A 22,669-nucleotide genomic window follows, 5' to 3' on the forward strand; every position below is an offset into this window, starting at 1 on the left:
AGTCAGCGTCGGGCAGGGCTCCGCCCGCCGGTTAGAATGGTGGACATGGCACGACCCGGCAACGACGACGAACTCGTCGAGCGCGCAGAAGGTGACGCGGCACCCAATCCCGTGTGGTTCAAGCCCATCATGATCGGACTCATGCTCGTGGGCCTGGTCTGGGTGATCGTCTTCTATCTCAGCGGCATGCAGTACCCGATTCCGGGCATCGACGCATGGAACCTCGTGATCGGCTTCGGCATCGCCTTCCTCGGCTTCCTCATGACCACCCGCTGGCGCTAGCGCACAGCACCCACTCCTCCAGAGCGAGCGCAGGACCTCATCGGTCCTGCGCTCGTCGCATGTGCGGGTCGGGAGGAGTTATCCACAGGTTCTTCCACAGCTGGGGATGAATCACACAGGTGTAATTCCTGTCACGGGATTCCTCAGAATATGAACACCGGAGGCACCAGGAGCAGTGCGATGAGCACCGCCCCGAGCCCGGCGAGCAGCCCGATCTGCAGACCGCGCCGGCGCACCGATCGGGTGCGCGCGAAGATGAGGCCGACCAGAGCGCCGGCGACCAGCCCGCCCACGTGGGCCTGCCACGACACGTTGAAGCCGGGGATGAACCCGATCACGAGGTTCAGCCCCAGGATGATCGCGATGCCGGTGATGTCGGCGCCGATGTGGCGGCCGATCACCAGCAGGGCCCCGAACAGTCCGAAGATGGCGCCCGATGCGCCCACCACCGGGGTCGTGAACGCGAGGAGCGTCACCGCCACCGATCCGCCGAAGGCGCTCATCAGGTACAGCGTGAGGAACCGCCAGCGCCCCAGCATGGGCTCGAGGATCCGGCCGATCATCCACAGGGCCAGCATGTTGAGCCCGACGTGCCAGAACCCGGCGTGGACGAGCGCGACCGTGAGCAGTCGCCACGGCTGGAACGTCCCGGTCAGATCGGGGTACAGGTACGGCGCCCAGAACAGCAGCCAGTCCTGCACCGCCGATCCGAAGCCCGGGATGAGCCCCACCAGCCAGAACAGGGTGGTGACGGCGACGATCACCTGGGTGACGATCGGACGCCCGGTGGCCGGCGACAGCACGCGGGGCCGTGACCACCGGCGCTCGGCCTTGCGCTGAGCAGGTGATCTTCCCGCCTGCTGATTGCGGAGGCACTCGGGGCAGATGACCCCCACCGGCGCCGGGGTCTGGCACTCCGTGCAGATCGTGCGCAGGCAGCGCTGGCACAGCACGAAGCTCTGCCGGTCCGGATGCCGGTAGCAGAAGTCGTCGCTGTTGCGGCGCGGGGCGTCCGTGGTCACGCGGCGGCGAGGATCAGACCGCGGCGATGTCGATCGAGCTGATCACGACCGGCTCGACGGGGCGGTCGCCCGCCGCGGTCGGGACCGCGCAGATGGCGTCGACGACGGCCTTCGAGGCGTCGTCGGCGACCTCGCCGAAGATCGTGTGCTTGCCCTGCAGCCACTCGGGACCGCGCCCGCCCTGCCCGGGGACCGTGATGAAGAACTGGGATCCGTTCGTACCGGCCGGCTTGCCCGTGATCGCGTTGCGACGCAGGCCCGCGTTCGCCATGGCGAGCTTGTAGGGCTCTGTGAAGGTCAGCTCGGGGTTGATCTCGTCGTCGAACGTGTAGCCGGGGCCACCCGTGCCTTGACCGAGCGGGTCGCCGCCCTGGATCATGAAGCCCGAGATGATGCGGTGGAAGATGACGTCGGTGTAGAGGGGGCCCTCGCCCGGCTTGCCGGTGGCGGGGTCGGTCCAGGTGCCTGTGCCGTCGGCGAGCCCGATGAAGTTCTGGACCGTGCGGGGGGCGTGATCACCGAAGAGGTTGACGACGATGTCGCCGTGGTTGGTGTGGAATGTGGCGACAGCAGTATGAATCGGCATGGATACATTCTCGCAGAGTTCCCCGCAACCCCTCCCGGAGCGGGCAGGGTCTGGCAAGATGAAGACAACGACATCCCCATCTACCGGGAGGGCACCGTGAGCCTCAGCCGCAAGCGCAAGAAGGAACTCGACAAGCTCCAGAAGCAGGCCAACAACCTGTGGGAGTCGCAGCAGGTGCTGGCCGGTGAGGCCGCAGACCTTGCTCGCGAAGCCCGTCGCCAGATCGGCAACTACAACCGTGAGCAGATCGTTCCCTCGGTGCAGGCCGGGTACGCCAAGTATGCGGCGCCGTACGTCGACAAGAGCGCCAAGTACTCCAAGCACGTCCTCGAGGACAAGATCGTCCCGACGGCGGGCGCCGTCGTCGGCAGCGCGCTGTCGGTCTGGGACGCCGCGAACGACACGCGCAACCGCCTGTCCGCCGGCAAGGGCTTCGCCCTGCCCGAGGGCGCGGTCTATGCCAAGAAGGCCGACAAGTACTCCAAGGATGCCGCCAAGAAGATCGCGGCCAAGCTGAGCGTCATCGAGCCCGCCCCGAAGAAGAAGGGCATCGGCGCCGGAGGCGTCATCGCCATCATCCTCGGCGCGGCCGCCGCGATCGGCGTGCTCTACGCGGCATGGCAGACGCTGCGCGCCGACGACGAGCTGTGGGTCGCGGACGACCCGCTGCGCGCCCCGGATGCCTGATCCCCTCGATCGCGTCAGAACCGCCGCCGCCGACCGGGGCCTCGAGGTAGCCTTCCACGAGCGCCCCGCGGCGAAGAGCCTGCCCGAGGCCGCCGAGCTGCTCGGCATCCCGCCGTCCGGCATCGTGAAGACCCTCGTGGTCAAACGCGCCGACGACACGTACCTGTTCGCGCTCGTGCCCGGTGATCGCGTCATCTCGTGGCCGAAGCTGCGCGCCGTCGTCGGAGTCAACCGGCTGCAGATGCCCGATCCCGATCGCGCCCTCGCGGCGACCGGCTACGAGCGGGGGACGATCGTGCCGATCGGCAGCTCGACCGACTGGCCGGTCTACGCGGACGAGCAGATCGTCGGCGAGCGGATCGCGATGGGCGCCGGTGCGCACGGCTACAGCCTCTTCGTCGACGCCGACGCCCTCATCGCGTCATACGGAGCCGTGGTCGCCGACATCACCGAGCCGGCTCGCTGAGCCGTCGTCAGGCTCCGTAGCCCGCCATCTCGAGGGCGATGTCGACGAGCTTGACCCTCTGCAGCCCGCGCACGTGCGCCATGTCGAACCATGCCGCACGATCGGTCGAGCCGTCGATCTCGTGACGCAGCTTGCCGCCCGTCACGCGTGCGCGATACACGATGCGCAGGGTGTGGAGCGGCCGCCCTGTCCCCGCCGTGATGCGGCGCCCGGCCGGGATCACGCGGGAGTGGATGCCGAGCAGATCGTCGACGGCCACCTTGTAGCCCGTCTCTTCGCGCACCTCGCGGATGACGGCGCGCGCCGGGTCCTCGCCTTCTTCGAGTCCGCCGCCGGGCATCGTCCAGCCGCTGCGTCCGCTCTGGTTCCAGTGCGCCAGCAGGAGGCGGTCTTCGGCGTCGACGATCACGGCGTAGGCCGCCACGCGAAGATCCATGCGCTCACCATATCGAGCAGCGCCGACGGCGATGCCGCGGAAACGCGAAGCTCACCCGAGGGCATTGAGGGGATCGCTCGGTGCGGATCGCTGTGACCGTGTGGAGGTGGTGGCTCGGCTGGCATTTCCTCGTCGAACAGGCCGGCGATCCCGGCTTCGGCGCGTGAGCGCTCTCGGGATCGCGAGCACACCGGTGAGACGACAGAAGACCCGCCCGTCGGGCAGGTCTTCCTGATGTGGAGCCTAGGAGATTCGAACTCCTGACATCCTGCTTGCAAAGCAGGCGCTCTACCAACTGAGCTAAGGCCCCGGGGCGAAGGAGTGGGGCTACCAGGACTTGAACCTGGGACCTCTTCATTATCAGTGAAGCGCTCTAACCGCCTGAGCTATAGCCCCGTGATGTTGCCTCGCTGTTCGCTTGCAACCTCCAAGACTTTACCCGACTTCTCCCGAATTCACGAATCGGGGCAGGGCTGAGGGGAGGCGATCCTTCGTTGCCGCGCAGACACGCCGTTGCTTGACTGAGCCCATGACCGAACCCGCGCCGTTCCACGAAGCCGAGCCGCATCGCACCGACGTCAGCCAGCGGCTGAACTGGCTGCGTGCGGGCGTCCTCGGCGCCAATGACGGGATCGTCTCGGTCGCCGCTCTCGTCGTCGGCGTCGCGGGCGCGACGACCGATTCCACCGCGCTGCTGCTCGCCGGCATCGCCGGACTCGTCGGCGGCGCCATCTCGATGGCGCTCGGCGAGTACGTGTCGGTGAGCAGCCAGCGCGACTCCGAGCGCGCGCTCATCGCGAAGGAGAAGCGCGAGCTCGAGGAGATGCCCGCGGAGGAGCTCGACGAGCTCACCGAGCTGTACCGGCAGCGCGGACTGTCGCACGATACCGCCCGGCAGGTGGCCGAGGAGCTGACCGCGCACGACGCGCTCGCGGCGCACCTCGAGGTCGAGTTGCACATCGATCAGGACGATCTGGTCAATCCGTGGCACGCTGCGCTGTCCTCGGCGCTCGCGTTCACGCTGGGTGCGCTTCTGCCGCTGCTCGCGATCCTGCTGCCGCCGCCGGAGTGGCGCGTTCCGATCACCTTCGTCGCCGTCATCGTCGCCCTCGCTCTGACGGGCACGATCTCGGCCCAGGTGGGCGGCTCGGGGCGCCGGCGCTCGGCGATCCGGCTCGTGGTCGGGGGTGCGCTCGCCCTCGCAGTCACGTGGCTCATCGGCACGCTGCTCGGGACGACCGTCGCCTGACGGTCGAACGGGTCAGTTGGACGTGAATCCGACCAGCAGACCGCCGGTCACCTTGACCGCGAGGTTGTAGATCCCGGCGACGACGGCACCGAGGACGGTGACGACGATGAGGTTGAGGATCGCCATGATCGCCGAGAACGCCACGACCTGCGGGAAGCTGATGAAGTCCGAGACCAGGATGCCGTCGGTGAGGCTTCCGATGAACTCGTCCGCCTGATCGATGAGGCCGGTCGTCTGGATGACGAGGAACACCATGACGATCGAGACGACCGTGACGATGGCGATGGCGATCGCCGCGAGGAAGGACAGCTTCACGGCGGACCAGAAGTCGATGTAGACCAGTCGCAGGCGAACCTGCTTCGCGTTCGTGCGCGCACTGGACTTCTTCGCGAGCTTGTCGGCTACCGTGCTCATGCGTCAGTACTCTCTTCGGGGGTCTCGGGGGCGGCGTCGGGGGCACCGCTCGGGGCCTCGGCATCGTCGCCTGCGTCGGCCAGGCTCCGCTCGCCGTTGCGCGCGATCGCGATGATCCGATCATCGTCTCCTGCACGGGCGAACACGACACCCATGGTGTCTCGACCCTTGGCGGGGACCTCGGCCACGGCAGAGCGTACCACCTTGCCGCTGGCAAGAACCACCAGGACCTCGTCGTCCTCGCCGACGATCAGACCCCCCGCGAGGCTGCCTCGATCGTCGTTGAGCCGGGCGACCTTGATGCCCAGACCGCCGCGTCCCTGCATCCGGTACTGACTCACCTCGGTGCGCTTGGCGTACCCGCCCTCGGTCACGACGAACACGAACGCATCGTCCTCGGCGACCGACGCCGACAGCAGGCTGTCGCCGTCTCGGAACGACATGCCCTTGACGCCCTCGGTCGAGCGGCCCATCGGACGCAGCGCCTCGTCGGTCGCCTCGAAGCGCAGCGACATGCCCAGCCGGCTGATCAGCAGGATGTCGTCGCCTTCGTCGACGAGCATCGCCGAGACGACCTCGTCGCCCTCACGGAGCTTGATCGCGATGACGCCGCCCTGACGGTTGGTGTCGTACTCGGTCAGGCGCGTCTTCTTGACCAGGCCGCCGCGGGTGGCGAGGACGAGGTAGGTCGCCACGTCGTAGTCGCGGATGTCGAGGACCTGGGCGATCTCCTCGTCGGGCTGCAGCGCGAGGAGGTTCGCGACGTGCTGACCCTTGGCGTCGCGTCCGGCCTCGGGCAGTTCGTACGCCTTCGTGCGGTAGACGCGGCCCTTGGTCGTGAAGTAGAGCAGCCAGTGGTGGGTCGTCGTGACGAAGAAGTGCTCGACGACGTCGTCGGCGCGCAGCTGCGCGCCCTTGACGCCCTTGCCGCCGCGGTGCTGCGAGCGATAGTTGTCGCTGCGGGTCCGCTTGATGTAGCCGTCCCGCGTGACGGTGACGACGACCTCTTCTTCGGCGATGAGGTCCTCCATCGACACGTCGCCGTCGAAGCCGTGCAGGATGTGGGTGCGCCGGTCGTCGCCGTACCGGTCGACGATCGCCGTGAGCTCGTCGCGCACGATGCCGCGCTGACGCGCAGGGGTCGCGAGGATGTCGTTCAGGTCTGCGATCTTCGCCTCGAGCTCGGTGGCCTCGTCGATGATCTTCTGACGCTCGAGCGCCGCCAGGCGTCGCAGCTGCATCGCGAGGATCGCATCGGCCTGCGTGTCGTCGATCTCGAGGAGCTCTTTGAGCCCTTCGCGCGCGTCGTCGACCGTCGGTGAACGACGGATGAGCGCGATGACCTCGTCGAGCGCGTCGAGCGCCTTGAGGTAGCCGCGCAGGATGTGCATCCGCTTCTCGGCCTCGCGCAGGCGGTAGGTCGTGCGGCGCACGATGACGTCGATCTGGTGGTCGAGCCAGTTCGTGATGAACGCGTCGAGCGGCAGCGTGCGCGGCACGCCGTCGACGATCGCGAGCATGTTCGCGCCGAAGTTCTCCTGCAGCTGCGTGTGCTTGTACAGGTTGTTCAGCACGACCTTCGCGACGGCGTCGCGCTTGAGCACCACGACGAGGCGCTGCCCGGTGCGGTCGGAGGTCTCGTCGCGGATGTCGGCGATCCCGGTGATCTTGCCCTCGCGTGCGAGGTCGCCGATCTTGACCGCGAGATTGTCGGGGTTGACCTGGTAGGGCAGCTCGGTGATCACGAGGCACGTGCGGCCCTGGATCTCCTCGATCGAGACCACCGCGCGCATCGTGATCGACCCGCGTCCGGTGCGGTAGGCCTCGCGGATGCCCTTGGTGCCCAGGATCTGCGCCCCGGTCGGGAAGTCGGGTCCCGGAATGCGCTCCATGAGCGCGTCGAGGAGCTCGTCGCGCGGCGCATCCGGGTTCTCGAGCGCCCACAGCGCACCCGCCGACACCTCGCGGAGGTTGTGCGGGGGGATGTTGGTGGCCATGCCGACGGCGATGCCAACCGAGCCGTTGACGAGCAGGTTCGGGAAGCGCGCGGGGAGGACCGACGGCTCCTGGGTCTGACCGTCGTAGTTGTCCTGGAAGTCGACGGTCTCCTCTTCGATGTCGCGCACCATCTCGAGCGCGAGAGGAGCCATCTTCGTCTCGGTGTAGCGGGGGGCGGCGGCGCCCATGTTGCCGGGCGAGCCGAAGTTGCCCTGGCCGAGGGCCAGCGGATAGCGCATCGACCACGGCTGCACGAGGCGGACGAGCGCGTCGTAGATCGCGGTGTCGCCGTGCGGGTGGTACTGCCCCATCACCTCGCCGACGACGCGGGCGCACTTCGAGAACGACTTGTCGGGACGGAACCCGCCGTCGTACATGCCGTAGATGACGCGGCGGTGCACGGGCTTGAGCCCGTCGCGCACGTCCGGCAGCGCGCGGCCGATGATGACCGCCATCGCGTAATCGAGGTAGCTGCGCTGCATCTCCAGCTGCAGGTCGACCTGGTCGATGCGGCCGTGGTCGTGCTCGGGGACGGGACGTTCTTCGTCAGCCATGTGCTCTCGTTCTCAGTTCTTTCAGCGCCCGCTCAGATGTCGAGGAAGCGCACGTCCTTCGCGTTGCGCTGGATGAAGCCGCGCCGCGACTCGACGTCTTCGCCCATGAGGACCGAGAAGATCTCGTCGGCCGCCGCGGCATCGTCGATGGTCACCTGCTTGAGGGTGCGCGTGGTGACGTCCATGGTCGTCTCCCACAGCTCCTTGGCGTTCATCTCGCCGAGACCCTTGTAGCGCTGCACGCCGGAGTCCTTGGGCAGGCGCTTGCCGTTCGCGGTGCCGTCGGCGAGCAGCGCGTCGCGCTCACGATCGCTGAAGACGTACTCGTGCGGGGCGTTCGACCACTTCAGGCGGTACAGGGGCGGCTGTGCGAGGTACACGAAGCCGGCCTCGATGAGCCCGCGCATGTAGCGGAACAGCAGCGTCAGCAGCAGCGTCGTGATGTGCTGGCCGTCGACGTCGGCATCCGCCATCAGCACGATCTTGTGATAGCGGGCCTTCGCGATGTCGAAGTCCTCGCCGATCCCCGTGCCGAAGGCCTGGATCATCGCCTGGACTTCCTTGTTCGACAGCGCCTTGTCCAGGCGCGCGCGCTCGACGTTGAGGATCTTGCCGCGCAGCGCCAGGATCGCCTGCGTGTGCGGATCGCGCCCCTGCACGGCCGAACCGCCGGCGGAGTCGCCCTCGACGAGGAAGATCTCGCTGATCGAGGGGTCCTTGCTCGTGCAGTCCTTGAGCTTGTCGGGCATCGCGGCCGACTCGAACACGCTCTTGCGTCGCGCGGTCTCGCGCGCCTTGCGCGCGGCGAGACGAGCCGAGGCCGCATCGATCGCCTTGCGGATGATGTTCTTCGCCTGGGCGGGATTGCGGTCGAACCAGTCGCCGAGCTGGTCGCCGACCACCTTCTGCACGAACGCCTTGGCCTCGGTGTTTCCGAGCTTCGTCTTGGTCTGACCCTCGAACTGCGGCTCGGACAGCTTCACCGAGATGACGGCGGTGAGCCCCTCGCGGATGTCCTCGCCGGTGAGGTTGTCGTCCTTGTCCTTGAGCAGGTTGTTGGCGCGGGCGTAGCGGTTCACGAGCGCCGTGAGCGCGGCGCGGAAGCCCTCCTCGTGCGTGCCGCCCTCGTGCGTGTTGATCGTGTTGGCGAAGGTGAAGACGTTCTCGGTGTACGAGGTCGTCCACTGCATCGCCATCTCCATGGCGATCTTGCGCTCGGTGTCCTCGGACTCGAAGTCGATGATCTCGTCGTTGACGGCATCCGCGTGGCGCACCTTGTTGAGGTACCCGACGTAGTCGACCAGGCCCCGCTCGTACAGGAAGCTGTCGTGCCGGACCTCGGGCTCGGCGGCCTCTTCGACGGCGTCGAGGACCTCGAGGGCACGCTCGTCGCGCAGATCGATGCGCAGCCCCTTGTTGAGGAACGCCATCTGCTGGAAGCGCGTGCGGAGGGTGTCGTAGTCGAAGTCGACGGTGTCGAAGATCCCCTCGTCCGGCCAGAAGGTGATCGTCGTTCCGGTGTCGGAGCTGGTCTCGCCCTGCGCGAGCGGCGCGATCGGAATCCCGCCGCCCTGATAGGACTGACGCCACACGTGACCCTGGCGGCGGACCTCGACCTCGAGGCGCGACGAGAGCGCATTGACGACCGATGATCCGACGCCGTGCAGACCGCCCGAGACGGCGTAGCCGCCGCCGCCGAACTTGCCGCCGGCGTGCAGCACGGTCAGCACGACCTCGACGGTCGACTTGCCCTCGGTGCGGTGCATGTCGACCGGGATCCCGCGGCCGTTGTCGACCACGCGCACGCCGCCGTCCGCGAGGATCGTCACCACGATGGCGTCGCAGTAGCCCGCCAGCGCCTCGTCGACCGAGTTGTCGACGATCTCGTACACGAGGTGGTGAAGGCCCCGCTCGCCAGTCGAGCCGATGTACATGCCGGGACGCTTGCGGACCGCCTCGAGGCCCTCGAGCACCTGGATGGCGTCTGCCCCGTATTCGGTGGGTGCGCTTCCGGCGGATCGCTTTTCGGGGTCCTCGGGAACGCTGTCGGGGTTCACGGACGTCATATTCTCGAGCGCTCCACATCTGTCGGCGGCGTTGCCGACAGTCTATCAAGCGGATGCCGCTGTACGCGGTTCTGCGGCCCTGTGAGGCGATGAAATCTGTTCGGGCAGGTACGGACGTGCCTCAACCGTAGGTATCGCGCGGGCCGCGGCCTGGAATGGCTCTGGGACCCCATTTCCAGGAGGGGACGTCCGGTCCGATGAAACGTATCGTCTCGACGCCCGCCTCCGGGAAGCGCCGCATGATCTCCGTGAGGATGTGCGCGCGCATCAGCTGGAGCTGCTTCGCCCACGCCGTGGAGTCGGCCTGGACGGTCAGGACGCCGTCGTGGAACGCGACCGGTCGCGTGCGCCGCGCGGTGTCCTCGCCGGCCACCTCGTCCCACGCGCGCACGACGTCCTCGCGGGCCAGCTGCGGGTCCCAGCCGGACTCCCGGGTGAGGTTCGAGATGACATCGCCGAGCCCGTGCGGATCGCGGCCGCCGGTGAAGGGCTGATTCTCGTCGTCGTCGGCGCCGCGCCGGCGGCGACGGCGACGGTAGGCGCGGGGAGACGGCTCGAGTCCCCGCAGCCGCAGGTACGTCGCGATCGTCTCGGGGACCGTTCCGGCGTCCGCGGAGGACTCGGCATCCCGCTCGTCGTCAGTCATCGGCGGCCTCCGCGATCGTCCCCGCCTCGACGCGCACCATGCGCGAGCGCAGCGCCTGCGGGACGTCGGAGTCGACGGCCGCCGTGACGATCACCTGCTCGTAGTCGGACACGAGCTCCGCCAGGCGCGCTCGGCGGCCGGCATCGAGCTCGGCGAAGACGTCGTCGAGGATCAGCACCGGGTCGCCCAGCCGCGACTGGGCCCGCAGGAGCTCGGCGGATGCGAGCCGCAGGCCGAGGGCGACCGACCACGACTCGCCGTGCGATGCGTATCCCTTGACCGGCAGCCCGCGCAGCATCAGGCGGAGGTCGTCGCGGTGCGGGCCGACGAGCGTCAGGCCGCGCTCGAGCTCGCTCGCTCGCCGATCGGCGAGCGCCGCACGGAAGGCGTCGGCCAGCCGCGCGGTCTCGGCCTCGGCCACCGGCTCCTCCGGGTTCTCCTCGGGGTCTCCTCCCGCGACCGACAGCGCCCACGTGATGCGGGGATCGTGGTCGGCGCCGGCGATCGCCTCGTACGCCGCCGCCAGCGGGCCGGCGAGCTCCGAGGCGAGCTGCAGCCGCGCCTGGATCACCTCGGTGCCCAGCGCCACCAGCTTGTCGTCCCACACATCGAGCGTCGGCAGGGCGTCCGCGCGCAGGCCCCGTGCCCGCGCGGATTTCAGCAGGGCCGTGCGCTGCTTCAGCACGCGGTCGTAGTCGGCGAGCACACCCGCCATCCGGGGAGAGCGCTGGATCAGCAGCTGATCGGCGAAGCGCCTCCGCGCGGACGGGTCGCCGCGCACGATCTGAAGGTCCTCGGGGGCGAACAGCACGACCTGGGCGTAGCGCGGCAGCTCAGCCGGCTTCACGGCCGCGCCGTTGACGCGCGCCTTGTTCGAGCCCTGCCGGTTGATCTGCACCTCGAGCTGGATGCGCCGGTCGCCGTGGGCGAGGCGCTCCCGCACGATCGCGGCATCCGCCCCGTCACGCACCATCGGGGCATCAGCCGTGACGCGGTGAGAGCCGAGCGTCGCGAAGTACCCGATCGCCTCGGCGAGGTTGGTCTTCCCCTGGCCGTTTCGTCCGACGAAGACATTGGGACCGGGGCCGAGGGTCACCTCGGCCCCCGCATAGTTGCGGAAGTCGACGAGACTCAGGTGCTCCACGATCACCGATCAAGCCTAGTGACGGCTGCGGACGTCGGCCGCGTACGACGTCAGCGCAGCAGCAGGTTGGGCTGCAGCAGGTACTTGAACGACTGCTCGCCGGCGGTGTCGGCCGAGGTCTGCGGCGTGATGAGCACCGGGCTGAGCTTGTTCGCGTTGTCGCTCGAGGTGAACGTGATCCGGACGAACTCGCTGCGGACGGCGCCGAGCGACTCGAGCAGGTACTGCGGATTGAGGCCGAGGGTGACGTCTTCGCCGGTGAGGTGCGCCTCGACGGATTCCGTCGCGCGCGCCTGCTCCGAGCCCGACGCGTCCATCGACACGCTGTCCAGCGCGAAGGTGAACCGCAGCGGCGCCGATCGGTCGAGGACGAGCGCAACGCGGCGGACGGCCTCGATGAGGTCGGCGGTGCCCACGACCGCGTGGTGATCCGTCTGCTCGGGGAACAGCCGGCGGACGGGCGGGAAGTTGCCCTTGATCAGCAGCGACGTCACGGTCTTGTTGCCCGCGGTGAACGCGATGATCTCGCGGTCGCCGGATCCCGAGAACGAGATCGAGATGTCCCCCGAATGGGCGAACGTCTTGCCGACCTCGGTGAGCGTGCGCGCGGGGACGAGCGCCGTCGTCGCCTCGCCGGCCCCGTCGCCGCCGTCCCACGGGATCTCGCGCAGCGCGACACGGTAGCGGTCGGTGGCCACCAGGCTGAGGCTCGTGCCGGTCACCTCGAGCTGCACACCCGTCAGGACCGGGGTGACGTCGTCGCGCGAGGCGGCGAACGCGACCTGGGCGATCGCCGTCGCGAAGTCCTCCGCCGGCACGAGGCCGGACTCGCCGGTCACCTCGGGGATGGCCGGGTACTCCTGCACCGGCATCGACGCCAGCGTGAAGCGGGCCGACCCGCACGTGAGCAGGATGCCGCCGTCCTCATCGACCTCGATCTGGATGGGGGCGTTGGGCAGGCGGCTGGCGATCTCGGACAGCAGGCGTCCGTGCACGAGGATCGTGCCCGGATCGTCGACCGTGGCGTCGATCGTGGTGCGTGCCGACGCCTCGTAGTCGAACGCTGCGAGCGACAGACCTTCGTCCGTCGCCTGGATGAGCACGCCCGCCAGGATGGGCTGCGGGTTCCGCTGGGGCAGAAGCTTGACGACGAACGACACTGCTTCGCTGAACACATCGCGGTTGACGTGGAACTTCACGAACGCTCCCTCTTGCGCGGGTTGGGCTCTCTCATGCTAGTGGTCCGCGCGCTCGGCGCCAGTGCCCGGGCGTCGCGAGGGTCCGTCCGTCGGTTCCCTCGGCTCCGAGGTGATCGTCCGGCCCTGAATCTCTTTCTCTCTGTCATGTTGTTAACAGCTGTGGAAACTGTGGACAACTCGAGCGATCCCTGTCGGGGACCGGGAACCACATCGGTGTGATTTGTGGACGGGCTGCGGATGGCGTCGTGGAGCGTCAGGATGCGGATCGCGCGCTGTCCGTCGGATTCCACAGGTTTCGGGTCGTCCGCTCACAGGTTTGCCCAGGGGCCGAAAGTTATCCACAGGTTTTCCACACTGTGAAGAACGAGAATGATGGCCCCGCGCGAAGGCTGTGTCAAGTGCGCGTTCGGGAATGAGCCGGTCGTCAGCGCCCGTTGCGACCGAGCTGGGCGGTGATCTCCGAGACCTGGTTGTAGATCGAGCGGCGCTCCTTCATGAGGTCGCTGATCTTCTTGTACGCGTACATGACCGTCGTGTGATCGCGGTTGCCGAACAGCTGGCCGATCTTCGGCAGCGACAGGCTCGTGCGCTCTCGGCACAGGTACATCGCGATCTGACGCGCCGTCGCGACCGACTGCGACCTGCTCGAGCCGTACAGATCGTCGACCGTGAGCTTGAAGTACTGCGCGGTCGCGCTGATGATGTCCGTCGGCGAGATGACGTTCGCGTCGTCCTGGTCGACGATGTCGCGGAGCACCGTCTGCGCGAGGGACATATCGAGGTTGGAACGGTTCAGACTCGCGAACGCCGAGACGCGGATGAGCGCGCCTTCGAGCTCGCGGATGTTGCTCGACACGGCGCCGGCGATGTACTCGAGAACCTCGTCGGGGATGTGGAGGCGCTCGCTCTGGGCCTTCTTGCGGAGGATCGCGATGCGGGTCTCGAGGTCGGGCGCCTGCACGTCGGTGATGAGGCCCCACTCGAACCGGCTGCGCATGCGGTCCTCGAAGCCCGTGAGGTGCTTGGGCGGCACGTCGCTGGTGATCACGACCTGCTTGTCGTGGTCGTGGAGCGTGTTGAACGTGTGGAAGAACGCCTCCTGCGTCTCGGCACGTCCCTGCAGGAACTGGATGTCGTCGATCAGGAGGATGTCGACATCGCGGTACCGCGCCTGGAAGGCGGAGCCGCGGTTGTTGGCGATCGAGTTGATGAAGTCGTTGGTGAACTCCTCGCTCGACACGTATCGCACGCGGATCCCCGCGTAGAGGCTCAGGGCGTAGTCGCCGATCGCGTGCAGCAGGTGCGTCTTACCCAGACCCGAGTCGCCGTAGATGAAGAGCGGGTTGTACGCCTTGGCCGGAGCCTCCGCGACGGCGACGGCGGCCGCGTGGGCGAATCGGTTCGACTGCCCGATGACGAAGTTGTCGAACGTGTACTTGGGATTCAGTCTCGTGTCGGTGCGGAACGGCGCCGGCGCCGGATCCGCGGCGTCCTCCATTGCGGGGCGACCGATCACGGGCGCGATGTCGGGCGCGGCCGTACCTGTGGATGAATCGGTGGATGGATCTGTGGACGTGATGGTGATCGGCGCCGTGAAGTGCATGTCGGCGAGCTCGGGGTTGACCACCACACGGAAGTTCGAAGCCGGCTCGGGGACGTCCGCCTCGACGTGCGTGAGCGCCTCCATGATCGGCGTGCGCATGCGCTTGGTGAACTGCGCCGCCGTGAGATCGTTCGGGACGTCGAGATAGAGGGTTCCGCCCATCACGCCCTGTGCCACGGCCAGATTGAGGAAGCCGTGGAGCTGCGGCGTGATGCGGTCGTCGTCGGTGAGCCGGCCGAGCACGGCGGACCACACCGGGACGTCCGGAGCTTCGTGAGATGACATGAACCCCCCCCGGGTCGATGATGCGCCACAGGGCTGTGAGGGAAACTCCTCATGAACCTGTGGATAACTGCCGGAGCCACGCTAGTCACGTCCCCGTGCGGGGGCAACTCCACTCTGTGTGTCAGGTGTGTCGATCCGTGTGGGATCCGTCCGAAGATGAGAGGATGCCGCGTTGCGCTCGCTCGGTTTGAGTTCTGGCGCGTCTCGACGTAGCCTTAATCGGTTGACTTATGCCCGTTTCGGGCGGTCCCTGTATTCGTCGTCCCCGGTCTGAGCGTCCCGAGGACACCTGACCCGGAAGTGATTTCCCCATGAGCAAGCGCACTTTCCAGCCCAACAACCGCCGTCGCGCCAAGAAGCACGGTTTCCGCGCCCGCATGCGCACGCGTGCCGGCCGCTCGATCCTGTCGGCTCGCCGCGCCAAGGGCCGCACCGAGCTCTCGGCCTGACCCGAGCGGTGCTCTCGAGGCCGAACCGGCTCACCCGCGGTGCGGATTACAAGGCCGTCGTCCGTCGGGGCCGTCGTTGCGCGGGCGCGCACACGGTCACGTATGTGGTGGCGGGCGAGTCGGATCGACCTTCGAGGTTCGGCTTCATCGTGAGTCGTCAAGTCGGTTCAGCCGTCGTGCGCAACACTGTGCGCCGACGGCTGAAGGCTGTCTGCGCCGAGTCGCTGACGGACATCCGTCCGGGCGGCGACATCGTCATCCGCGCTCTGCCCGCGGCGGCCACCGCCTCCTTCCACGATCTCCGCGACGAGGTCTCGCGGTGTCTGGCCCGGAGGGCGGCGTGAGCGTCCTGCCCGCGTACGCGCTCGGTGACGCGCGTCTGGATCCCGCCGGCGTCGTCCGTGCCGTTCCCCTTCTCCCCCGGAACGCCGGACTGCTGCTGCTGCACGCCTACCGCGCCACCATCTCGCACACGTATGGGGACGTGTGCAAGTACTATCCATCGTGCTCTGCCTACGCCGTCGGCGCGGTGCAGCAGCACGGCCTCACGAAGGGCGTGGCGCTGACCGCCGCGCGTCTCGCCCGCTGTCACCCCTGGGCGGAGGGCGGCGTCGACGATGTCGCGCTCCACCCGTCGTTCCGCCATGGACTCACCCGCCACGGGTTCGTCGTCCCCGTTCCCCCCGGAAAGGACTGATCCTCCACATGGATCTCTTCCTCGCTTCCACCACCCCCGCCGCGGACGCGTCGGGTGGCTTCGATCTGTTCGGCTTCATCCTGTGGCCGCTCAAGTGGGCGGTCGAAGCCGTTCTCGTCGCGTGGCACTGGCTGCTGACGGCGATCGGGATGCCGCCGGCCGAGGGACTCACCTGGGTGCTGTCGATCGTCGGCCTCGTCGTGGTCGTCCGCGCTGCTCTGATCCCCCTCTTCGTGCGCCAGATCAAGAGCCAGCGCAAGATGATGGAAATCGCTCCTGAACTGCGGAAAATCCAGGAGAAGTACAAGGGCAAGCGCGATCAGCTCTCCCGCGAGGCGATGAGCCGCGAGACGATGGCGCTGTACAAGAAGCACGGTACGACGCCGGTCTCGAGCTGCCTGCCGCTGCTCGTGCAGATGCCGATCTTCTTCGCGCTGTTCAGCGTGCTGAACGACGTCAGCAAGCACGCCGCTGCGGGAATCGGCGGTGTCGGCCTCCTCAACGCCGAGCTGACGCAGGAGTTCTACGACGCGAAGCTCTTCGGCGTCGCGTCGCTGCACGAGACGCTCATCGACGCGGTCAACAGTCAGAACACCGCGGCGATCGTCATCCTTGTCACCCTGGTGGTGCTGATGATCGCGTCGCAGTTCTTCACCCAGCTGCAGATCATCTCGAAGAACCTGTCCCCCGAGGCCAAGACCGGCCAGGCGTACCAGATGCAGAAGATCATGCTGTACGTCCTGCCGTTCGCGTTCGTGTTCTCGGGAGTGTTCTTCCCGCTCGGTGTCGTCATCTACTGGTTCGTCTCGAACCTGTGGACCATGGGCCAGCAGTTCCTCGTCATCCGCGAGATGCCCACGCCCGGTTCGGACGCCGCGAAGGCGCGCGAAGAGCGCCTGGCGCGCAAGGGCAAGGCGCTCGACGCCCAGGGCAAGATCGTGCCGATGGAGAAGTACGTCGCCGAGCAGCAGCGTCTGCTGGAGGAGGCCGAGAAGGCGAAGGCCGCCCAGCCCAAGCGTCAGCAGCCGATGAGCAAGCAGCGCGCGAAGAAGCAGGCCCAGAAGGGCCCGAAGAACCCCGCGGATGCCGGCGACGCCTCTGGCGCCTCGTCCTGACCCGTACGCCCGAATCGGAGACACGATGACTTCTGAAACCGCTCGCGCCGGCGCCGTCGGCGAGGTCCGCGTTCCGGCCACCGTCGAGCAGCTCGAGGAAGAAGGCGACATCGCCGCGGACTTCATCGAGGGCCTTCTCGACATCGCAGACATCGACGGCGACCTCGCCCTCGATGTCCGTGCAGGTCGCGCCTATGTGTCGGTCGAGGCCGAGGACGAGAGCTCGGTGGCCGCGCTGTCGGATCCCACGACGGTGCAGGCGCTGCAGGAGCTCACCCGCATCGCCGTCCAGAACAAGACCGGACGATTCTCGCGGCTGATCCTCGACATCGGCGGCTCGCGCGACACCCGCGAGCGGGAGCTCGAGGCACTGGTCGATCGAGCCATCGCGCGCCTGGACGCCGGTGCTTCGCAGGCATCGCTGCCGGCCATGTCGAGCTATGAGCGCAAGCTGGTTCACGATGTCGTCTCCCGCCGAGGCTTCGTCTCGGAGTCCTACGGCGAAGGCGCCGATCGACACACGGTGATCCGCCGCGGTTGACCCGCGCGATGTTTCACGTGAAACGCCGATGATCGAGATCGAGCAGGAGCCGTCTGCCGCCGCGCAGGTGTTCGGCGATCGCATCGAGGTAGCGCGCGCATTCGCGGCTGCGCTCGGTGAGCAGGGTGAAGAGCGCGGCCTCATCGGCCCGCTCGAGCCGCCGCGGCTGTGGTCGCGGCACATTCTCAACAGCGCGGTGGTCGCGCCGCTCTTCTCGGGCCGCGTCGGAGACGTGGGTTCGGGTGCCGGCCTGCCGGGGCTGGTGCTGGCCATCGCCCGCCCGGATGTCGAGTTCGTGCTGATCGAGCCGATGGAGCGCCGTGTGGCGTGGCTGTCAGAGCAGGTCGACGAGCTCGGCCTGTCGAACGTGGAGGTCCTCCGCGCTCGTGCGGAGGACTGGTCCGAGGGGCCGGTCCTCGACGCGGTCACCGCGCGTGCGGTCAGTGCGCTGCGCACGCTGATCCCGATCACGGCGCCGCTGGTTCGCGACGGCGGTGAGCTGATCCTGCTCAAGGGCGTCTCGGTCGCGAACGAGATCGAATCGGCGCAGAAGCAGATCCGCACGTTCGGTCTGTCGGACGTCCGTGTCGAGATCGTCGGCGAGGATCTGCTGGCCGAGCCGACGCGGGTGCTCCGCGCAACCGTCCACTGACGTCCCACCGCCCGTCTCGTGTCCCGTGCGGGCTTCTGTCCCGCCGGTGTCCGGGTGACTCGGCCTGGGCGCGTTCGCCGGGTGTGGCCTAGGACCGCGTTTCACGTGAAACGCGGACGTATCGTCCAGGTCTTTCGCTGCGTCGTCCGCGGTGAGCGAGGGTGACGGTCGTACCAGCGGAGTGGTGCGCGTGTCGCTCCTGCAACTGCGACCTGTTGTGCCGCGGCCCGGCAGCAGGGGATGTTTCACGTGAAACCTATGCGGCCGATCACTCCATCGAGGCATGCGAGCCCTCGGTACGTCACGATGGCGTGGTGCGTCCCGCAATGGTCACAACGGGTGTGCGGCTCGGGCGGGGACCGACACGTGGAGGGCCTCGCGTCGCCGTTCATCGTCGGCGCGGGCACCGATGTGATCGGTTGCCATGGGATACCGACGTTCGCTCGTCGATGAGCGTGCGGCGGGCATCGGTTCTGGTCGATGCCGGCTGATTGCCGGTCGGCGGATCGCGGTGTGACGGATCGCGGTGTGACGGATCGTATGCCCGCGTCCGCTCACCGGCCGGGTCGGACGTCCGGACAACCCCCGCTGCTCGCCACGTAGCCGACGGCACGGTGGGCATGCACTCGACAGTAGTGAGGGGGGGTACGCACCCGAGGCTGCGCCGGCGCTCGCATACGGGGGGCAGGACACGCTTCCTTGATCCGTAGCCGCAGCTTCACGAGTGATGCCGCATCCCTGTCATGCGGAGAATGCGGGACTGCCCACCGGTGCAGCGATGTTTCACGTGAAACGGTCGGTGCCTGGAAGGCGACCCGGTGCCCGCACGGAGAACCCGCGCAGCGCAGGCGGTACGGCGGGAAGTGGGAGCCAGGCACGCGTTCGTTGCGCGAGGTTGTTTCAGACGCCACCAGGGTCATCAGGAGTGAGCAGTGAGGCCCCGCCATCCACCTGGAGAGTCCTTCGAGACGAAAGGCGGCGCACGCCTGCGCATCGAAGGCAGCGTGAGAGAGAGCACGAGAAGCCGGCACGTCCGCCCGCGTCCTCACATTCGCCCGCGGTCCATGACCGGTCATGCCGTGCGCATTCGAACGAGCGGCGGAGCTGCGTCGCGAGCTGCGCCTGGGCATCCGTCGCGGGCGCGGTCGAGCACGGAAGGCGTCGCCTCCACATCGCGTGATTCGAGCGCGACGCGTGGGCCGGGGCCGCGATCCGGGCTCTGGGGGTCTGGTGCGTCGGGGACGGTTGAGACGCGGAGTGCGCGGAGCTCCCGCGTGTCTGCGGTGCGATGGCGTGTGCGTCCTCTCACCCAGGCGCGCCGGTGGCGAGGCGGGAGCAGGTCGAGCCCACGCACGCGGCTCCCATCCCGATGTGCGGTGGGATAGACCCCGGTGCGCGCGGGGTCGGCGGCTGACGTGGGAGTGGGGAAGAGAAGCCGATGACGTGGTCGTCCCGATCGTCGATGGGTGCTGCCGCCGGCGACCGGGGCGCGCGTGTGTGGCGGCAGTTGGGGGTCAATCTCGTCGTCACAGATGTTTCACGTGAAACATGAACACAGGGACGACGGGAGCCGTCCGGGGCGAGTTCGTCGATGGAGGGCAGACGAGGAATCGGTGTCGCTTGAATCCCGATAGCGGCGACGTCGCGAGCGCTCCGATCCGCGATCGGCGTCGTCTGACTGCGCCTCCGGGGAGTACCGGAGCTGGTCGCCGCCGGCGGCGACGGAGAGGGGGCGGGGGTGTGACCAGCGAGTCCAGAGCCGCGATGACCATCGCCGCGATCCGCACGGTTCGATCGTGAGGATCCGACGGGCGCCCAGCCCTTCGCGTGTCGTTGGCGGATCTGATGCGATCCGCCGCGCTGCTGGTCATCGCGCCGAGGGGGAGTTCGGGGCGACGTGCCGACCTCGGCACTGCTGAAAGGGGGGGCATGCATCCCGCGCCACCACCAGAAGCGCGCGGGCACGTCGTGCCGGGTCGCCGAGATACCCGCGCACGCGCAGGGGGGTACAGGCGCTGAGGGACTCGGACGCTCTGGCGCGGACGCACCGGCGCACCCTCGGGCGTGCGCAGCACGTGCCAAAGCGACGCTGTTTCACGTGAAACGTCGATGGATGGGGGTGTTTCACGTGAAACGGGCTGTGAGCGTGAGGGCACACCATCGGCCAGAGCAACGGAGGTCGGCCGGAGCGCGCAGGGATGCTCGTGGGCGGTCGGGCGAACGCGTGGCGCGAGGGTCCAGGCGAATGCAGCGTGCACCGGACGGGAGTGGGCGGAGCGTTGGGAGGGCGGCGTGGGGCACCCGGAGAAGCCGGGCGGTCGCCGGTGGAGATTCTCCAAGAGCACACCGACAATTTCGGCAGCGCGCTCGCACGGGGTCGACGAGGGGGAGCGTTGAACACGGGATGCCGGGGCGGCTGCCCGAGCGGGCCCCGCCTTGTGGAGGGACGTTCCCGGGAGGACCGCCGATGCAGGGGCCGACGTCACCCGTGTGGGCGGGGCACGACCGCGGAATGTCTGGCTTGCGCGGGACGCTGGCGGATCCGGTTCCGGGAAGGTCCGGAACGCCGCTTCGGAGGGGTGGCTGTCGGCCGCGCCGACTAAACTGGAACACGTTGTTCTTCGCCGTGCGAATGGGAGAGTGTTTCACGTGAAACAACCCGACGAGACGGACGCGACGACCTCCTTCTCGTTCGACGACACCCCTCTTGCACGCGAACTCGCCGATCTTTCCGCTCGGCGCAGCGCTCTGGACAGTGTCGACGTGGAGTTCACGGGGCGTACGCGCATCCTGACCATCTCGAACCAGAAGGGCGGCGTGGGCAAGACCACCACGACCGTCAACATCGCGGCCGCGTTGGCGGCACTCGGTGCTCGCGTGCTCGTGATCGATCTGGATCCGCAGGGGAACGCGTCGACCGCCCTCGGGGTGCCGCACAGCGCCGACACCGCCAGCATCTACGACGTGCTGATCGATGGGATGCCGATCAGCGAGATCATCCAGACCAGTCCCGAGTCGGAGAACCTGCTGTGCGCGCCGAGCACGATCCACCTCGCCGGCGCCGAGATCGAGCTCGTGTCTCAGGTCGCGCGTGAGCACCGACTGCGCACCGCGCTGGAGAACTACCTGCAGGGTCTGGACGAGCGGCTCGACTTCATCCTCATCGACTGCCCGCCGTCGCTGGGCCTGCTCACGATCAACGCGTTCACCGCCGCGAACGAGCTTCTGATCCCCATCCAGTGCGAGTACTACGCCCTCGAGGGGCTGAGCCAGCTGCTCGGCACGGTGACGATGATCCAGCAGCACCTGAACCACGGACTCGAGCTGTCGACGATCATGCTCACCATGTACGACGGTCGCACGCGTCTCGCGCAGCAGGTCGCCGATGAGGTGCGTGAACACTTCCCGAGCCAGGTGCTCGAAACGATCATCCCGCGATCGGTGCGTGTCTCCGAGGCTCCGAGCTTCGGGCAGACGGTCATCTCCTACGATGGCCACTCGGCCGGCGCGATCGCATACAAGGAGGCGGCGGTCGAGATGGTCCGCCGCTCCCACGAGAACACGAGCGAAGAGGAGTCCTGATGGCCAAGCGCACAGGTCTGGGACGAGGGATCGGGGCGCTGATCCCGACGACCGAGCAGGCGGAGGGACGCCCCGCGGACGTCTTCTTCCCCCGGGGCTCCGAAGAAGCGACAGGGGCGTCCGCGGGCACCGCCGTCGTCGAAGCAGCGGATGAGGTCCACGAGGAACTCGTCGCGGTCCCCGGCGCACGACTCGCGCACATCGACCCCCACGCGATCGTGCCGAACCCCCGTCAGCCGCGCACCAACTTCGATCCCGACGATCTCGCGGAGCTCGTCCACAGCGTGCGCGAGTTCGGCGTGCTGCAGCCCGTCGTCGTTCGGGCGAAGGGCGGCGACGAGTATGAGCTCATCATGGGCGAGCGGCGCACCCGCGCGGCTCGCGAGGCCGGGCTCACCTCGATCCCGGCGATCGTCCGTGACACGTCCGACGAGCACCTGCTGCGAGACGCCCTGCTCGAGAACCTCCACCGTTCGGAGTTGAATCCGCTCGAAGAGGCATCGGCGTATCAGCAGCTCCTCGAGGACTTCGGCATCACCCAGGAGGAGCTCGCCGGGCGGATCGGACGTTCGCGTCCTCAGATCAGCAACACGATCCGCCTGCTGAAGCTCCCCGTACCTGTTCAGCAGCGCGTCGCCGCCGGCGTCCTGTCCGCGGGCCACGCGCGCGCGATCCTGTCGCTTCCCACCGCCGAGGCGATGCAGAAGCTTGCCGACAAGATCGTCAACGAGGACTTGTCGGTGCGTGCCGCCGAGGCCGCGGCGAAGAGCGTGGACGCTGAGACGCCGAGCGGCGTGAAGCCGCAGGCCGGAGCGCGGCGCGCGTACCTCGACGAGGTGGCGACGCGTTTGGGGGACCGCCTCAACACGCGCGTCCGGATCTCTCTCGGAGCACGAAAAGGCCAGATCAGCATTGATTTCGCGAGCATTCAGGATCTCAACCGGATCCTCGAGGAGGTCGGGGAGAACGGCTACGGATCGGCCTGAGCGGAACTCG

22 protein-coding genes, 2 tRNA genes and 1 pseudogene are annotated in these 22,669 nt (G+C 68.0%); 13 read left to right on the plus strand and 12 right to left on the minus strand.

From position 1 onward, the window contains the following. The first annotated feature begins 45 nt into the window (after positions 1–45). A complete protein-coding gene (locus HD594_RS03020; RefSeq protein WP_184749554.1) occupies positions 46–282 on the plus strand; it encodes a cell division protein CrgA in 237 nt (78 codons plus the stop codon). Positions 283–425: 143 nt separating this feature from the next. Here HD594_RS03020 and HD594_RS03025 read toward each other — a convergent pair whose 3' ends face one another. Together HD594_RS03025 and HD594_RS03030 are read right to left on the minus strand one after the other, a co-directional pair. Continuing rightward, complete coding sequence (locus tag HD594_RS03025) at positions 426–1,304, minus strand: rhomboid family intramembrane serine protease (RefSeq protein WP_184749555.1); 879 nt, start codon at positions 1,302–1,304, stop codon at positions 426–428. A gap of 13 nt (positions 1,305–1,317) precedes the next feature. Next, positions 1,318–1,890, minus strand: a complete 573-nt coding sequence (locus tag HD594_RS03030) for a peptidylprolyl isomerase (RefSeq protein ID WP_184749556.1) — start codon at positions 1,888–1,890, stop codon at positions 1,318–1,320. 96 nt (positions 1,891–1,986) lie between these two features. Between HD594_RS03030 and HD594_RS03035 the strand changes: the two genes are divergently transcribed. After that, a complete protein-coding gene (locus HD594_RS03035; protein WP_184749557.1) occupies positions 1,987–2,577 on the plus strand; it encodes a DNA helicase in 591 nt (196 codons plus the stop codon). After that, positions 2,570–3,043: an aminoacyl-tRNA deacylase gene (locus HD594_RS03040; RefSeq protein ID WP_184749558.1), complete on the plus strand. Its 474-nt coding sequence runs from the start codon at positions 2,570–2,572 to the stop codon at positions 3,041–3,043. The genes HD594_RS03035 and HD594_RS03040 overlap by 8 nt, the downstream gene beginning before the upstream one ends. 7 nt (positions 3,044–3,050) lie before the next feature. Here the strand turns inward: HD594_RS03040 and HD594_RS03045 are convergent, their stop codons facing one another. After that, a complete protein-coding gene (locus HD594_RS03045) occupies positions 3,051–3,479 on the minus strand; it encodes an NUDIX hydrolase (protein ID WP_184749559.1) in 429 nt (142 codons plus the stop codon). 74 nt (positions 3,480–3,553) lie between these two features. Here HD594_RS03045 and HD594_RS17900 point away from each other — a divergent pair. After that, positions 3,554–3,646, plus strand: a pseudogene (locus tag HD594_RS17900) (hypothetical protein); the annotation flags it as partial. 70 nt (positions 3,647–3,716) lie between these two features. On the opposite strand, the gene HD594_RS03050 reads toward HD594_RS17900, so the two are convergent. Together HD594_RS03050 and HD594_RS03055 are read right to left on the minus strand one after the other, a co-directional pair. Further along, a tRNA-Ala gene (locus HD594_RS03050) sits at positions 3,717–3,789 on the minus strand. Between the two features lie 12 nt (positions 3,790–3,801). Then, positions 3,802–3,875 (minus strand) — tRNA-Ile (locus tag HD594_RS03055). 133 nt (positions 3,876–4,008) lie between these two features. On the opposite strand from HD594_RS03055, the gene HD594_RS03060 reads away from it, so the two are divergent. Beyond that, a complete protein-coding gene (locus HD594_RS03060; protein ID WP_184749560.1) occupies positions 4,009–4,728 on the plus strand; it encodes a VIT1/CCC1 transporter family protein in 720 nt (239 codons plus the stop codon). A 12-nt stretch (positions 4,729–4,740) separates the two neighbouring features. Here HD594_RS03060 and HD594_RS03065 read toward each other — a convergent pair whose 3' ends face one another. The 7 genes from HD594_RS03065 to dnaA form a co-directional block, all read right to left on the minus strand. After that, complete coding sequence (locus tag HD594_RS03065; protein ID WP_184749561.1) at positions 4,741–5,142, minus strand: DUF3566 domain-containing protein; 402 nt, start codon at positions 5,140–5,142, stop codon at positions 4,741–4,743. Continuing rightward, on the minus strand, positions 5,139–7,694 hold the full coding sequence (gene gyrA, locus HD594_RS03070; protein ID WP_184749562.1) for a DNA gyrase subunit A: 2,556 nt from the start codon (positions 7,692–7,694) through the stop codon (positions 5,139–5,141). The genes HD594_RS03065 and gyrA overlap by 4 nt, the downstream gene beginning before the upstream one ends. A gap of 32 nt (positions 7,695–7,726) precedes the next feature. Continuing rightward, positions 7,727–9,760, minus strand: a complete 2,034-nt coding sequence (gyrB, locus tag HD594_RS03075; RefSeq protein WP_184749563.1) for a DNA topoisomerase (ATP-hydrolyzing) subunit B — start codon at positions 9,758–9,760, stop codon at positions 7,727–7,729. A gap of 121 nt (positions 9,761–9,881) precedes the next feature. Further along, entirely contained in the window at positions 9,882–10,406 is a 525-nt protein-coding gene (locus HD594_RS03080; RefSeq protein WP_184749564.1) for a DciA family protein, read from the minus strand. Further along, the gene (gene recF / locus HD594_RS03085) at positions 10,399–11,556 is read right to left on the minus strand and encodes a DNA replication/repair protein RecF (protein WP_184749565.1); all 1,158 of its coding nucleotides are present in this window, start codon (positions 11,554–11,556) and stop codon (positions 10,399–10,401) included. Before recF ends, HD594_RS03080 begins: the two co-directional genes overlap by 8 nt. Before the next feature lie 44 nt (positions 11,557–11,600). Further along, the gene (gene dnaN / locus HD594_RS03090) at positions 11,601–12,749 is read right to left on the minus strand and encodes a DNA polymerase III subunit beta (protein WP_184749566.1); all 1,149 of its coding nucleotides are present in this window, start codon (positions 12,747–12,749) and stop codon (positions 11,601–11,603) included. 424 nt (positions 12,750–13,173) lie between these two features. After that, positions 13,174–14,637, minus strand: coding sequence for a chromosomal replication initiator protein DnaA (dnaA, locus tag HD594_RS03095; protein ID WP_184749567.1), 1,464 nt, complete (start codon positions 14,635–14,637; stop codon positions 13,174–13,176). Positions 14,638–14,948: 311 nt separating this feature from the next. Between dnaA and rpmH the strand changes: the two genes are divergently transcribed. From rpmH to HD594_RS03135, 8 genes are all read left to right on the plus strand, one after another. Continuing rightward, positions 14,949–15,086, plus strand: coding sequence for a 50S ribosomal protein L34 (gene rpmH / locus HD594_RS03100; protein ID WP_005054680.1), 138 nt, complete (start codon positions 14,949–14,951; stop codon positions 15,084–15,086). Between the two features lie 8 nt (positions 15,087–15,094). Next, positions 15,095–15,430 (plus strand): ribonuclease P protein component, encoded by a 336-nt coding sequence (rnpA, locus tag HD594_RS03105; RefSeq protein ID WP_184749568.1) that lies wholly within the window; start codon positions 15,095–15,097, stop codon positions 15,428–15,430. After that, positions 15,427–15,783 carry a membrane protein insertion efficiency factor YidD gene (yidD, locus tag HD594_RS03110; protein ID WP_184749569.1) on the plus strand — a complete coding sequence of 119 codons (357 nt, stop codon included), beginning with the start codon at positions 15,427–15,429 and terminating at the stop codon, positions 15,781–15,783. The genes rnpA and yidD overlap by 4 nt, the downstream gene beginning before the upstream one ends. A gap of 8 nt (positions 15,784–15,791) precedes the next feature. Next, positions 15,792–16,898: a membrane protein insertase YidC gene (gene yidC / locus HD594_RS03115; RefSeq protein ID WP_184749570.1), complete on the plus strand. Its 1,107-nt coding sequence runs from the start codon at positions 15,792–15,794 to the stop codon at positions 16,896–16,898. 25 nt (positions 16,899–16,923) lie between these two features. Next, positions 16,924–17,439 carry a Jag family protein gene (locus HD594_RS03120; RefSeq protein ID WP_184749571.1) on the plus strand — a complete coding sequence of 172 codons (516 nt, stop codon included), beginning with the start codon at positions 16,924–16,926 and terminating at the stop codon, positions 17,437–17,439. Between the two features lie 28 nt (positions 17,440–17,467). Continuing rightward, entirely contained in the window at positions 17,468–18,091 is a 624-nt protein-coding gene (gene rsmG, locus HD594_RS03125) for a 16S rRNA (guanine(527)-N(7))-methyltransferase RsmG (protein ID WP_184749572.1), read from the plus strand. A gap of 2,649 nt (positions 18,092–20,740) precedes the next feature. Further along, positions 20,741–21,673 carry a ParA family protein gene (locus tag HD594_RS03130; protein WP_373877202.1) on the plus strand — a complete coding sequence of 311 codons (933 nt, stop codon included), beginning with the start codon at positions 20,741–20,743 and terminating at the stop codon, positions 21,671–21,673. Further along, positions 21,673–22,659 carry a ParB/RepB/Spo0J family partition protein gene (locus HD594_RS03135; protein WP_184749574.1) on the plus strand — a complete coding sequence of 329 codons (987 nt, stop codon included), beginning with the start codon at positions 21,673–21,675 and terminating at the stop codon, positions 22,657–22,659. Before HD594_RS03130 ends, HD594_RS03135 begins: the two co-directional genes overlap by 1 nt. Positions 22,660–22,669: the final 10 nt, after the last annotated feature.

It is taken from the genome of Microbacterium thalassium (assembly GCF_014208045.1).
Lineage (GTDB): Bacteria > Actinomycetota > Actinomycetes > Actinomycetales > Microbacteriaceae > Microbacterium > Microbacterium thalassium.